The following is a 13,017-nucleotide window of genomic DNA, read 5'->3' as shown; positions in this document are numbered from 1 at the left end:
TCGACGGAGGATGGCGACGTGTCGAGCGGGCACGTCGAGGACACCGCGCGTACTCACGGTACGAGCGGTAGGTACACACCGCGTCAGTACGCGGTCACGGAAGTGTTACGAGGAGGCGCCCCGGGGCGTCGGCACCGGGCACGCGTCGGCGGCCTCGGCCACGACGGTCGGCTCGGCGGCCGGCTCCGGACGGGCGCCGGCGGCCCACCGCTTGCCGAGCAGGGGTGTGTCGCGGGCGAGGGCGTCGTTCTCGTCGGCGGTGAAGGCGCGGCCGCGGCTGAGGAAGCGCAGCCCCTCGGGCGATTCCAGGCTGAACCCGGAGCCGCGGCCGGGCACCACGTCGAGAACGAGCTGCGTGTGCTTCCACGCCTCGAACTGGGACCCGGAGATCCACACCGGGACGGCGTCGGCGCCCGCGGGCAGGTCACCGGCCGTCGCCCCCACCTTCAGCCGCAGGTCCAGCACCCCCAGCAGCACGTCCAGGTCGCCGACGACGAAGTCGCCGTCCGGGTAGCACATCGGCGCCGACCCGTCGCAGCAGCCGCCGGACTGGTGCATCATCAGCGGCCCGTGCCGCTCGGCGAGACGGCGCAGGAGAGCAACCGCGTCGGCGGTGGCGACGAGGCGGAGCGGGACGGACATGGGGTGCCTTCCGGTTGTCGGCTTGCGCCTCCCCCGAGCGAATGTATCGCTCACCTCGACTGATCGAGTGGGCGATACATTCGCTCGACTCGGGGCAGGGCGGAATGGGAACGGCGCCTGCCACGTCGCAGGGGGGATGACGTGACAGGCGCCGGGTCTTCGGATCAGAAGAAGCCCTGGGCCTTCGGCGCGTAGGACACCAGGAGGTTCTTCGTCTGCTGGTAGTGGTCGAGCATCATGTGGTGGTTCTCGCGGCCGATGCCGGACTGCTTGTAGCCACCGAACGCCGCGTGCGCCGGGTACTGGTGGTAGGTGTTGGTCCACACCCGGCCGGCCTGGATGGCGCGGCCGGCCCGGTAGGCGACCCCGCCGTCGCGGGACCAGACGCCGGCTCCGAGGCCGTAGAGGGTGTCGTTGGCGATGGAGATGGCGTCGTCGAAGTCCTGGAAGGACGTCACGGAGACCACCGGTCCGAAGATCTCCTCCTGGAAGATGCGCATCTTGTTGTGGCCGCTGAACACCGTCGGCTGGACGTAGAAGCCGCCGGACAGATCGCCGCCGAGGTCGGCGCGCTCGCCGCCGGTGATCACCTGCGCGCCTTCGCTCTTGCCGATCTCGATGTAGGACAGGATCTTCTCGAGCTGATCGTTCGACGCCTGGGCACCGATCATCGTGTCGGTGTCGAGCGGGTCGCCCTGGCGCACGGCCTTCGTGCGCACCGCGGCCAGCGACAGGAAGTCGTCGAAGATGTCCTGCTGGACCAGGGCGCGCGACGGGCAGGTGCACACCTCGCCCTGGTTGAGGGCGAACATCGTGAAGCCCTCGAGCGCCTTGTCCTGGTAGTCGTCGTTGACCGAGAGCACGTCGGAGAAGAAGATGTTCGGGCTCTTGCCGCCGAGCTCGAGGGTGACCGGGATCAGGTTCTGCGAGGCGTACTGCATGATCAGGCGGCCGGTGGTGGTCTCGCCGGTGAACGCGATCTTGCGGATGCGCGGGCTCGAGGCCAGCGGCTTGCCGGCCTCGACGCCGAAGCCGTTGACGATGTTCACCACGCCCGGGGGCAGCAGGTCGCCGATGACGGAGATCAGGTACAGGATCGAGGCGGGCGTCTGCTCGGCCGGCTTGAGGACGACGGCGTTGCCGGCGGCCAGGGCGGGGGCGAGCTTCCACACGGCCATCAGGATCGGGAAGTTCCACGGGATGATCTGGCCGACGACGCCGAGCGGCTCGTGGAAGTGGTAGGCCACGGTCTCGGCGTCGATCTCGGAGATCGAGCCCTCCTGCGCCCGGATCGCGCCCGCGAAGTAGCGGAAGTGGTCGATCGCCAGCGGGATGTCGGCGTTGAGGGTCTCGCGGATCGGCTTGCCGTTGTCCCAGGTCTCGGCGAGGGCGATCGACTCGAGGTTCTCCTCGAGGCGGTCGGCGATCTTGTTGAGCAGGATGGAACGCTCGGCGACGGACGTCTTGCCCCAGGCCGGCGCGGCGGCGTGGGCGGCGTCGAGGGCCAGCTCGATGTCTTCCTCGGTGGACCGGGCCACCTCGGTGAACGGCTGACCGGTGACCGGGGTGACGTTCTCGAAGTACTGACCCTTCACAGGCGGTACCCACTGGCCGCCGATCCAGTTGTCGTAGCGGGACTGGAAGGACATCAGGGCGTCGGGCGAGCCGGGACGGGCGTACACGGTCATCGGTGTTCACTCCTCGGATGGTCTGGCACCCCCCATGCGGGGCGTGTGATCCGGAACACTACGAACGTGTGGGTTGCAACTACGTTGCGTAGCTCCGAACCTCAGATCCCGAGCTGACGGTCCAGCAGCTCGATCCGGGCCTTGACCTGGGCGAACAGCGTCGAATGCGGATCGAGGGTGGTCAGGTACGCCTCCCACGCGGCGATGTCGTCGCGCCCGTGCACCGACGCGGTCCACCGCGCGAGCAACTGGGCGTCGCCGGCCCGGAGCAGCGCGGCCTGCACCCGGGCGCGCAGCTCGTCCCGGATCTCCTCGATGCCGGGCGCGGCCGATCCGGGCAGCACCGGTCCGGCATACAGACGCACCGCCGTCGCCACATCGCCGCGGTCGAGTGCGCCGCGGACCTCCGCGACGTCGGTGACGAGTTCGCCCAGGAGCCGGTATGGGCGCGAGCCGAGCCCCTCGGGTCCGAAAACCTTTCGCAGGCGCGACATCTCGGCACGGATGGTGACGGAGTCGAGCTCGGCCTCGTCGAGCAGCACCGCAAGCCGGTCCGAGCTCAGGCCCTCGGGGTGTTCGGCGAGCAGCAGCAGGATCTCGGCGTGGCGCTGGGAGAGCGGGATCCGTTCGCCGTCGCGGTGCAGAGTGGGCCGGCCCGACCCGAACGTGTCGAGGCTCGTCCGGGCAGCCGACAACAGCCGCGGCGAGCTGAGCAGGTGCAGCCGCAGTTCCGACTCCGCGGCGGCGACCGTGGCCCGCACGAGCTGCAACACCTCCGGCGCGGCGACGCGGAGCCCACCGGTGATGTCGATGGCGCCGAGGATCCGGCCGGTGCTCGGGTCGTGCACCGGCGCGGCCGAGCAGCTCCATTCGTGCACGGTGCGGTTGAAGTGCTCGGCGGCGACGATCTGGACCGAGTGGTCGACAGCGAGAGCGGTGCCGGGCGCGTTGGTGCCCACCCGCTCCTCACTCCAGTCGGCGCCCTCGACGAAGCTCATCGACAGCGCCCGGTCACGGGCGGCGTGATCACCCTCGACCCACAGCAGCCGGCCCTGTTCGTCGCTGATCGCGACGAGCAGCCCGCTGTCGGCGGCGTCCTCCACCAGCAGCTTGCGCACGACGGGGCGGATCAGCGCCATCGGGTGCCCGGCCCGGTACCGCTCGAGGTCCAGGCCCGTGAGCAGGCTCGGCTGTTCGACGGCGTCGGGACTGATGCCGTTCCTGCGGCTGCGCAGCCAGGATTCGCGGACCACCGAGCGCACGGAGGCAGGTACGACCGACGTGTCGGCCGCGTCGAGGAACGAGCTGTGCGCCGAGGACGCGCGTTGCGCCAGCTGCGACGGGTCGTCGCCGGGCCGCAGCGCCACCCAGGGGTTGGCCGAGCCGGATCGTTCGTCGGTCATGCGCTGCTGCTCATCTGCCGGTTCCTCCTCCGAACAACTGTAACCCGAGTCACAAGCACGTCCGGGTGCCCACCCGTTCGGCCAGCATCACGGCCGTCGCGTGCGGCCCACGGCTGGGCACCTGCGGGAACACGGACGTGTCCACGACGCTCAGCCCCTCGGCGGCGTGCACCCGGCACCGCTCGTCGACGACGGCCGAGGCGTCGCCGCCCATCCGGCAGCTTCCGGACAGGTGCAGCGACGTCCCGAGGTGCCGCTCGAGCCACGCGTCGCCGGGGTCGAATGCGTCCGGGTCGAGGCCGGTGCGGTCGACGACGTCCGGCATCGCCGCGAGCAGGTGCGCGGCGCGCGCCACCCCCTCGCGCAGGTCGGCACGGTCGGCCGGGTCGTCGAGGTAGCGGTAGTCCAGCAGCGGCGGCCGGAACGGGTCGGCCGGGTCGAGCCGGATCGCGCCGCGGCTGCGGGGCCTCGTGAGCACCACCCCCAGGACCGGGTCGGCGACGCCGCTACCGGGGACGGACGCGGCGAACGGTGCGGTGTAGGGGCGCAGCTCGAGGTTGCCGGCGTGCAGGACGACCTGCAGCACGGGGGCCGGCCCGGGCAGCGGTGCGCGGTACCGGTAGGGGACGGCGACCTCCGGATGGTCGGTGTAACCCGTGCCCACACCGGGGATCTCGATCCGGGGGGTGATGCCGTGACGGGTGAGCTCGGCGCCGTCGCCGATGCCGGAGAGCATGAGCAGCTGCGGGGAGCCGATCGCACCGGCGGCGAGCACGACGTGGCCGGCACCGACGGTCTCGCCGTCCTCGGTCTCGACACCGACTGCGCGCGCGCCCGAGAGCACGACCCGCCGCACGCGCGTTCCCGTGCGCACGGTCAGGTTCGGCCGGGCCAGCGCCGGCAACAGGTACGCGTGGGCGGGTCCGACGCGCATCCCGTCTCGGATGTTGAGCGGGACGGGGCCCACCCCGTCCGGGCCGGGCGCGTTGAGGTCGTCCACACGGCGATGGCCGGCGGCGAGCGCCGCGTCGTGGAACGCGGCGCTGGCCGGGTGCAGCCGCTCCCGGGGCGTGCGGGCGACGGGCACGGGGCCGGCCGCGCCGTGCCATCGCCGGCTCACTCCGGTCTCCACGGCGTCCGCCGCGTCGGCGTCGGTCTCGGTGGCGCGGAAGTGCGGCACCACCCGATCGAACGACCAGGACGGCGGCCATGCCTCGAAGTCGTCCGGGCGGGCCCGCACGAAATACGCGCCGTTCACTGCGCCGGAGCCGCCCAGCAACCGGCCGCGGGCGACGACGGAGCGACGACGTCCGGTCAGCCGGGCCGGGTAGGCGCAGGTCCACGGGCTGTCCGGACCGACGGGCAGGACGGTCGCGTCGAGCACCGCGGGCGGGGTGTCGGCGGTCGTGCGGTAGCCGGGGCCGGCCTCGAGCAGCAGGACCGTCCGGTCGGGGTCCTCGCTGAGCCGGGCGGCCAGCACGCAGCCGCAACTGCCGCCGCCGACCACGACCACGTCGGCGTGCACCGGATCGGCCATGGATGGGGGTACCCCGGCTCAGCCCCGGATGCGGGGCGCGAGCGCCGCCGGATCCCGGGCCTCGACCGCGCCCCACCACAGTCCGGCGCCGTAGGCGATGTCGTCGAGGCGCTTGTAGAACACGTAGCGCAGGGGGTCGAGGCCGCCCTCCTCACGGTGGCCGTACCAGTCCCACAGCCCCTCGGCGACGGCGAAGCCGAGGACCGCGCGACGCACCTTCGGCGAGACCACGGCGGCGACGAGCGTGACCGGCCAGTAGTGCCGGCACAGCGCGGAGGCGACCTGCCACATCCCGCCGACGAACCCCTGCGCGGTGAGCACCGCCGCGATGCGGGTCGGCTGGTCGAGTTCGGTGAACATCCGCCGCAGCCGGAGCATCGTCACCGACAGCGACGCGACCGAACCGACGACGCCGAGGCGGGTGCGGCTCGCGGCGGCCACACACGCGAACAGCATCGACCCCGACATCGACATGGTGGGCACCGAGCCGGGGTGCCGGCTCGCGAGGGGCGCCGCACCCGTGCCGTAGAAGGCCTTGCGGGTGAACCACTTCCGGAATCCGACGCGGTGGTCGTGGGCCACGTGCGCCACCGGTTCGTAGCGCAGCCGCCAGCCGGCCTCCTGCAGCCGCCAGCACAGGTCCACGTCCTCGGCGACGTGCATGGCCTCGTCGAAGCCGCCGGTCGCGGTGAGCACGTCGCGGCGGACGATGATCGCGGCGCTCGGTACGTACGAGACCGGGCTGCCGGACTTGACGGCGGCCTCGCGGCGGCCGAGATCCAGCGACGAGCGCGCGTGTTCGTAGCGCCCCAGGGCGCCCTTGTCGGGCTCGAGCGCGACGACGCGCGGGGCCACCAGGGCCACCGCAGGGTCGGAGAAGTGCCCGAGCATCACCTCGAGCCATCCCTTCCGCGGTACCACGTCCGAGTCGAGGAATGCGACGAACGGCGTTGTGGCGGCGCGCAGTCCGGTGTTGCGTGCCGCGGCCGGACCACGGGATCGCTCGTGCCGCAGCACCCGGACCGACGCCCTGGCCGGGGCGGGCACCGGGACGTCGGAGCCGTCGTCGACGACGATCACCGTCAGTCCCTCGACGGCCGCCAGCAACCGCTCGAGCCCGGCCGTGTTGTTCTTGACGGGAATCACGACGGTGACGTCGGACGTGGCAGGCAGGGCCGTGGGACGGGGGTTTCCGACTCCGGAGTCGAGCAGCCGCCGCGCCACGACGGCGGTCTGCGAGTCGACGACCTTCACGTAGCCGTCGCCGATCATCGCCGCGGCCGCCGGGGCGAGCTTGAGCATGCGGGTGGGCGAGCCGCCGATGAGCACGCGGCCGTCGGAGTAGGCGCGCACCCGCGGGTCGATACGGACGCCGAATCCGTCGGGCAGTCGGGCCGTGCTCGTCAACGGAGTCTTCCTTTCCCATCCGGCTCCCACCGGGTTACCTGTGCCGTTGCTCGATCGACGAGTTCGGCGAACCATCGTGCCCCCTGCGCCGCGCTCGCGGGCGTCGGATCCCCCAGCACGCCGTTCGCGGACACGGCGACGATACCGCCCTCGCGCATCCGTGGCATCAAGTCGGCGAGGGTGCCGGTGTTGCCCATCTCGGCGCGGGCGGTGTCCACCACGCGCGGGTCGAGGTGCAGCAGCAGGCTGGTCTCGGTGACCCCGGCGTGGGCGTCGCCGCCGGGCACGGCGAACGGCAGCCACGCCACGTCGCGGCCCTCGTAGCGCAGCAGGGACACCGCCCTGGTCAGCGGGTGCACGTTGCCGCCGTGCCAGTTGACGAACAGCAGGCGCGCGGCCCACCGGCACACCGAACGACCGTATTCGACGAGGACGGTCTCCATCGCCTCCGCGCCGAGCGAGACGGTGCCGGGGAAGCCCTCGTGCTCGCCGCTGGACCCGTACTCGAGGGCCGGCGCGACGAGCACGCCCGGCAGGGCGGCCGTCAACGCGCGGGCGATGCGGGTGTCGGTGTCGAGCGGTAGGTGCGGCCCGTGCTGCTCGAGCGCGCCGACGGGAACCGCGACCGTGGCCCGGCCCGGTTCGAGGTCGGGCCAGTAGGCGGTGGCGAGTTCGCGGGTCACCGGTCCGATGGTAGGGGTGCACCCTCCGGGTCGCCGTCGGCGGTGGCGAGAGCGCGCTCGACCCGGGCCAGCGCCCCCTGCCAGTGGGCGCGCTGAGCAGCGCGTTCGCCCGGGCCGGCGAGGCGCTCCTGATGGAAGCGGAGCACGGTGCCGCGGGGCGCGGCCGAGACGGCCACCTGCACGGTACTGTCGTGGTTCCAGCCCGCGGGCCGCCAGGTCAGGCGCACCCGGTCCCCCTCGTGGCGGCTGCGCAGCTCCCCCGTGACACCGTCGTCGCTGCGCCACTCGGCACCCGGGGCGCGCGGGACCGTCGCGCCGCGGCCGAGCCACAGCTCGGGTGTGCCGACGAGCAGCCGCCACACCGCGTCGATCGGATGCGGCAGGGTCTTCGACACCCCGATCTGCCATCCGGCGTCCTTCGTCTGTCCGACCGGCATCACTTCTCCTTCTTCCGATGGGCACGAACCTTGTCACGGTTGCCGCACCGCGCCATCGAGCACCAGCGCCGCGTTCCCGCGCGGGAGGTGTCGGCGAAGACGATGGCGCAGTCGTCGGCGGCGCACCGCTTGATGCGCTCGGCGTACGGACCGGTCAGCAGGCCGATCGCGTCGCGGGCCAGCGTCGACAGCACCTGACTGCCGGTGACGGGAGTGACCACGCCGGGCGGGCGCAGCTGCGGGGCGATGTCCGGCCGGGCGGCGGCCGCGTCGAGGGCGGCACCGTCGGCGGCCGCCGGCCCGTCTCCGTCCGCAGACCGGTTCGCGGTGCGCCACAACACCTCGCGTAGTTCCTTGGCGCGGATCAGATCCTCGGCGGTGACGTCGACCGCTGCCGCGGCGACGGCCCGCCCGAGCAGGTGCGTCGCGACCCAGCGCGCGAGGTCGCCCGGGGCGTGCAGCGTCTCCCACCGGGCCCGCTCCCCCTCGCCGCCGGTGTAGAGCAGATCCAGGCACGGCGCTCCGGTGTCGACGACGAACTCGGTGCCCTCGGCGGAGCGCATGTCGACCCGACTCACGTAACTACATTAACCAGTTACACGTCCTTACGAGGAGTTTCCGTCCGTTCGGCGGTCGGTGCGGACAGAATCGAGACACCGCAAGCGGAAGGCAGGCCGATGAGCAAGCTGCTGTACTCGGCGACGATGTCGGTCGACGGATTCATCGCCGGTCCCGGCGGCGACATGTCGTGGCTGGTGCCGTACCTCGGACCGGATCCGGCGATCGACGAACTCGTCGGCGAGATCGGCGCGCTCCTCGTCGGCAGCCGCACCTTCCGCGGCGACGACCCGCACAAGGGCACACCCGCCGAGGGCGAGGCGTTCGGTGGCGGCTGGAGCGGACCGCAGTTCGTGCTCACCCACCACCCTCCGGCCGAGCCGGTCCCGGGCGTGACGTTCGTCGGTGACCTCCACGCGGCCGTGGCCGCGGCCACCACGGCCGCGGGCGGGAAATACGTCAACGTGCTCGGCGCCGACGTCGCCCGGCAGTGCCTCGAGGCCGGCCTGCTCGACGAGATCTTCGTCTGCATCGCGCCGGTCCTGCTCGGCGACGGCGTCCGGCTGTTCGACCGCCCGGGCGGAACCCCGCTCGCGCTGGAACGTCTCGTCGCGACCCGCGGGCCCGTCGCGACCGACATCCGGCTGCGGGTCGTGCGGTGAGGCCGCTATCCACCTTCGACAGGACTCTCGTCGCCGGACGGCGGAGGGAGCCGGATCCCGGCGACGAGGCCGTGATGATCGGAGCCGGGCAGCTCGATCCGTTCGAGGGCGGTCGCCGTGGCGCCCCGCGTGAGGATGTGATCGATCCCGACGAGGGCCGGGTAGCGGCGGTCCGCCGGATACGTCGGCACGAGCCCGCCGCCGACCCGGTCCGCGGCGTGCACGTACCCGTCGTCGAGCAGGTCGCGGAAGCGGGTGTGCGAGTACGTCGCGTTGAAGTCCCCGCTGACCACGACCGGGGCCGTGCCGGACACCGACTCGAGCTCCGCGTCCAGTCGTTCCAGCTCGGCCGCCCACGCCGGAGCGGGTGTCAGGTACGGCGGTGCGGGATGCACCGCGTACAGGATCAGCGGGCGTCCGGGACCGGTGTCCAGAGTCGCGGTCAGGTTCGTCGGCCCGAACCCGTCGAGCTTCCGGCCGGCCGAGACGGGAAACCTGCTGTAGATCCCGGCGCCCGCACCGCCGGTCGGCGTCGGGGCCAGGAAGCGATGCGGTAGCAGGTCGTCGAGCCCCGCGACCTGCAGCGCGGCCACCGCGCCGTCGGTCAGCTCCTGCACGGTGAGGACGTCGATCTGTCGCTCGCGCACCGTCCGGACCAGCGCATCGGAGTCGGCCTGCCCGACCATGAGATTGGCCTGCATCACGCGGATGGTGGGACCGGATGCGGCGTCCGGCCCGTCGCCCGGGACGCCGGGCAGGTACAGCGGTCCCAGGGTCCATGCGCCGGCCGCGACGACGACGAGTGCCGACGCCAGCAGTACCGGTCGCCGGGCGAGCGCGGCGGCGATCGCGCCCGCCACCGTCCCGAGCAGCAGGTACGGACCCAGCGACGCCCATGCGATCACGGCGTTGTTCTCCACGTCCGACGCGAAGGCCATGAGCGCGGTGAGCCCTGACGCCGTCGTGACGACCGCGAAGAGGACGGCGATCCGTCGCGCCGGCGGCGGCCTCACCATCCGGCGTGACGGTAGGGCCGGATTCTGCGGCGGGGCCGTACCCGCAGCAGGTGCCGCCGCCACAGGGCTCGGCGCCCCTGCACCACCACCGCGGGCGGCGGCTCCGAGGCAGGGACCGATTCCGAGTCAGGGACCGCACACGCCCGATCGATCGCCTCGAGCGCGGTGGCCAACGCCTCCGCGTCCCCACCGACGTCCGGGTGCAGCCGTTCGGCCGCGGTCCGGCGCGCCCGGCGGCGTTCGCGCTCTGCTTCGCTCACCATCATCACAACCTCGCATGCCGCAACCGCGCCGAGTTGCCGACCCCGATCCGGGACACCCGCCGGCACCGTGACCGGGCAAAGCCGGCGTGCCGCCGGCGATCCTCGGTATCGCGGGCCTCCCTCCGGGGCGGGAGTGTGCAGCGACGTCCGCGCCCCGAACACACCCGCGTCCGTGATTCCGGCGCGCGGGGGGGGCCGCGTCGCCGAGGGCCTCATCGGCGGGCTCAGTTGTTCGGACCGAGGCTCGGCCGGTCGTCCGTCGTCGGAGGAACAGTCGGTTCCATGGCCGCCGGAGCGGATGCCGCAGCCTCGGTCAGCGGTACACCGGGGGCAGTGCCGGTGCCCGTACCCGAACCCCGGTGGGCCGCCTTCTTCGCCAGCGCCTCGACCCTGTGCTGCACCTGAGGCACCTTGTCCTTCGCGGTCTGCGTCGCACCGCTCACCTTCTCGTGCACCGCGGGGTTGTGCCAGAGGCCGAGGGACTGATCCCTCATCTTCTCGTAGGTCTGCCGCCCGGCACGGGTACCGAGGACGAAGCCCACGGCCGTCCCGGCGGCGAAGATCACTGCTCGGACCATGATTTCTCTCCCTTGTTGGACGAGTGCCGAGATTCGATTCGAAGGCCGCGACGAATTCCTACGGACCGGCCGCCTCTACCCGGTCGGCACCGCCACCGCCGCGGGTACGGCAACCGACGGCGTGTGTCCCGGCGCAGACCAGCACTACGACCACCGCCCACAGCAGTGATCCGAACACCCATATGCCGACGGTGATCCCGCTGCCCACCCACAGGCCGTCGAGCACCGCGATCGACAACGGCCGCAGCACCAGCGCGTCCTCGTCACCGACAGCTTTCCCCTGCATTCGACCGCTCCTCGCCCTGTCCCCCTGTGAACCGCGAGCCCCTGACCCTTCTCAGCGCCGTCCCCTCACCCCGCAACCGCGATCGATCCCCCTGTCCTGGGAAGCCGATCCGAGGTAAGCCGGCCACCCCGTTGCCATCCGGAAACTGCTGGGGCAAGACCGAGTTCAGGACCGGAGAGGTGGTGGTACCGATGTCGCCGCGCACGTGGATCGCCGGAGGCCGCCCGATTCGTCGATCCACCGCCGTATCGAACTGCTCGTGCCCGAGATCTCACCGAGCGCCCCGCCGAGGTCCGCACCGGCCCGTGCGCGAATACAACAGCACCATCGCAACCCTCCGGTCCCGGTCCCCTGCCAGGACCGGCCTGGCACGTGGCCCTGCAACACATCCCGGAGTCGGCGACCGCCCGCCCTGTCACCCGTCACAACGATAGAGCAGGCAGCGGGGCTGTCGCAGAGGAACGGAGCCCACATATTCTGGGCGGACCCTGGACTCGCCGGTAGTCCGCGCGGCAGCACGGGCGGGCCGAGGTCGCCGACAATGTCGTTGTCGGGATCGTCGTTGTCGGGATCGTCGTTGCCGGGATCGCCCGCACCGGCGCGTCCGGGGACACCACGGCGACGACAGGATCGGAGGGCCGGAAGTGGTTGTCACGACACTCGGCCGACGTCGGATCCTCGGCTACCGGGCCGCGGCCCAGGGACTCGACCGGACCTCCGCCGGGCGAGATCGGGTGCTTGCGCTCGGGGTCCAGGACACCCCGTACGGATCGGCCCGCGACGCGCTCGCCGCACGATCGGACGACGCCGCGGCAGAACATGATTCACTCGTCCTCGTATGGTCGTGGCGCGGGGCGCCGCACCTGCATCGGCCCGGGGATCTCGCGTTTCTCGCCGCGGCCCTCTGGCCGGTGAACGACACCGACGCCACGACACGTATCGGGACCGGGCAGATCCGCGAGGGCGCCCAGCGCGGCCTGCGCGCATTCACCGAGGCGGCCGAGGCCATGGGCGCCGCGCTCACCGGCCCGATGACCAAGGGAGAGCTGAGTGCGGCGGTCAGCGCGGCGGTTCCCGCCGACCTCACCTATCACTGCCCCTCGTGCAGAACCCGACACATCTCCGGTGCGCTGTTCCAGCAGGTCGGTCTCGCGGCGCGCGTGCGGGTCTGCCCACAGGGCCGCAGCACCCACCTCGACGTCCTGCCCGAAGGGATCGGACCCGATGCGGTGCCCGAGCGCGCCGAGGGCACCGCTGCCGCCCTGCACCGGTACGCCGACGTGCTGGCGCCGGTCACACCGGCCGGGCTGGCGGCCTTCCTGGGCACCGACATCGCAACGATTCGCGCGGTCCTGCCCGACGATCTGGTTCCGGTGAACGGCCCGGCCGGGAAGGGCCTGGTGCCGGCCTCGGCGGTCGCTGACCTGGACGGGGCCGCCGACGTGCGAGCGACCCGCCTGCTGCCGCCCGGCGATCCGTGGCTGCAGGCCCGGGACAGAGAGTTCCTGGTCCCGGACCGAGCGCGCCGGAAGGCGATCTGGCGCCCGATCGGCAGCCCCGGTGTCGTCCTCGTCGACGGGGAGATACGAGGGATCTGGCGGGCGAGGGCCACGCCCCGGGACACGCTCGCGGTGTTGGTCGAGCCGTTCGAGCCGCTGTCCGTGCGGACGCGGGACGAACTCGAGGCCGAGGCACAGCGACTGGCCCGCGCCCGGGAGCGCACCGGCGCGACCGTGGGGTATGCCGGCTGACGATCCGGCGACCGCGCCCGGACGTGCCACCGGATGTCGGGGTCGCCGTCGACAATGAACCGGTACCCCTGTCGATCCGGCCCCGTCCCGTTCGTCGTCATGTCGT

At 72.4% G+C, this 13,017-nt stretch carries 14 protein-coding genes; 2 read left to right on the top strand and 12 right to left on the bottom strand.

The window, feature by feature from the left end; genetic code table 11:
* Positions 1-105: 105 nt before the first annotated feature.
* The 8 genes from JYA75_RS13345 to JYA75_RS28815 all read right to left on the bottom strand — a co-directional run bounded on the left by JYA75_RS13345 (position 106) and on the right by JYA75_RS28815 (position 8,375).
* Complete coding sequence (locus tag JYA75_RS13345; RefSeq protein ID WP_203330095.1) at positions 106-642, bottom strand: DUF779 domain-containing protein; 537 nt, start codon at positions 640-642, stop codon at positions 106-108.
* A 164-nt stretch (positions 643-806) separates the two neighbouring features.
* Positions 807-2,330 carry an aldehyde dehydrogenase family protein gene (locus JYA75_RS13340; RefSeq protein WP_006930896.1) on the bottom strand — a complete coding sequence of 508 codons (1,524 nt, stop codon included), beginning with the start codon at positions 2,328-2,330 and terminating at the stop codon, positions 807-809.
* A gap of 101 nt (positions 2,331-2,431) precedes the next feature.
* Entirely contained in the window at positions 2,432-3,733 is a 1,302-nt protein-coding gene (locus JYA75_RS13335) for a helix-turn-helix domain-containing protein (protein WP_006930898.1), read from the bottom strand.
* Positions 3,734-3,782: 49 nt separating this feature from the next.
* Positions 3,783-5,270, bottom strand: coding sequence for a mycofactocin system GMC family oxidoreductase MftG (gene mftG, locus JYA75_RS13330; protein ID WP_050035553.1), 1,488 nt, complete (start codon positions 5,268-5,270; stop codon positions 3,783-3,785).
* A gap of 18 nt (positions 5,271-5,288) precedes the next feature.
* Positions 5,289-6,677 (bottom strand): mycofactocin biosynthesis glycosyltransferase MftF, encoded by a 1,389-nt coding sequence (mftF, locus tag JYA75_RS13325; RefSeq protein ID WP_029544959.1) that lies wholly within the window; start codon positions 6,675-6,677, stop codon positions 5,289-5,291.
* Positions 6,674-7,360, bottom strand: a complete 687-nt coding sequence (gene mftE, locus JYA75_RS13320) for a mycofactocin biosynthesis peptidyl-dipeptidase MftE (RefSeq protein WP_006930905.1) — start codon at positions 7,358-7,360, stop codon at positions 6,674-6,676. Before mftE ends, mftF begins: the two co-directional genes overlap by 4 nt.
* Positions 7,357-7,797, bottom strand: a complete 441-nt coding sequence (locus tag JYA75_RS13315; RefSeq protein ID WP_029544963.1) for an SRPBCC domain-containing protein — start codon at positions 7,795-7,797, stop codon at positions 7,357-7,359. Before JYA75_RS13315 ends, mftE begins: the two co-directional genes overlap by 4 nt.
* Complete coding sequence (locus tag JYA75_RS28815) at positions 7,797-8,375, bottom strand: CGNR zinc finger domain-containing protein (protein ID WP_235431079.1); 579 nt, start codon at positions 8,373-8,375, stop codon at positions 7,797-7,799. Before JYA75_RS28815 ends, JYA75_RS13315 begins: the two co-directional genes overlap by 1 nt.
* A gap of 99 nt (positions 8,376-8,474) precedes the next feature.
* On the opposite strand from JYA75_RS28815, the gene JYA75_RS13305 reads away from it, so the two are divergent.
* Positions 8,475-9,017, top strand: a complete 543-nt coding sequence (locus tag JYA75_RS13305) for a dihydrofolate reductase family protein (protein WP_050035557.1) — start codon at positions 8,475-8,477, stop codon at positions 9,015-9,017.
* A gap of 5 nt (positions 9,018-9,022) precedes the next feature.
* Here the strand turns inward: JYA75_RS13305 and JYA75_RS13300 are convergent, their stop codons facing one another.
* From JYA75_RS13300 to JYA75_RS13285, 4 genes are all read right to left on the bottom strand, one after another.
* Positions 9,023-10,033, bottom strand: coding sequence for an endonuclease/exonuclease/phosphatase family protein (locus tag JYA75_RS13300; RefSeq protein ID WP_043800515.1), 1,011 nt, complete (start codon positions 10,031-10,033; stop codon positions 9,023-9,025).
* Positions 10,027-10,296 (bottom strand): hypothetical protein, encoded by a 270-nt coding sequence (locus JYA75_RS13295; protein WP_144415034.1) that lies wholly within the window; start codon positions 10,294-10,296, stop codon positions 10,027-10,029. Before JYA75_RS13295 ends, JYA75_RS13300 begins: the two co-directional genes overlap by 7 nt.
* 224 nt (positions 10,297-10,520) lie before the next feature.
* The gene (locus JYA75_RS13290; protein ID WP_050035562.1) at positions 10,521-10,874 is read right to left on the bottom strand and encodes a YtxH domain-containing protein; all 354 of its coding nucleotides are present in this window, start codon (positions 10,872-10,874) and stop codon (positions 10,521-10,523) included.
* A 58-nt stretch (positions 10,875-10,932) separates the two neighbouring features.
* Complete coding sequence (locus tag JYA75_RS13285; protein ID WP_006930920.1) at positions 10,933-11,160, bottom strand: hypothetical protein; 228 nt, start codon at positions 11,158-11,160, stop codon at positions 10,933-10,935.
* A gap of 644 nt (positions 11,161-11,804) precedes the next feature.
* Between JYA75_RS13285 and JYA75_RS13280 the strand changes: the two genes are divergently transcribed.
* Positions 11,805-12,911, top strand: a complete 1,107-nt coding sequence (locus JYA75_RS13280; protein WP_203330093.1) for a crosslink repair DNA glycosylase YcaQ family protein — start codon at positions 11,805-11,807, stop codon at positions 12,909-12,911.
* Positions 12,912-13,017: the final 106 nt, after the last annotated feature.

The organism is Rhodococcus sp. PSBB066 (assembly GCF_017068255.1).
GTDB classification, from domain to species: Bacteria; Actinomycetota; Actinomycetes; order Mycobacteriales; family Mycobacteriaceae; genus Rhodococcus; species Rhodococcus aetherivorans.
This window is presented reverse-complemented; position numbering and strand designations above follow the sequence as displayed.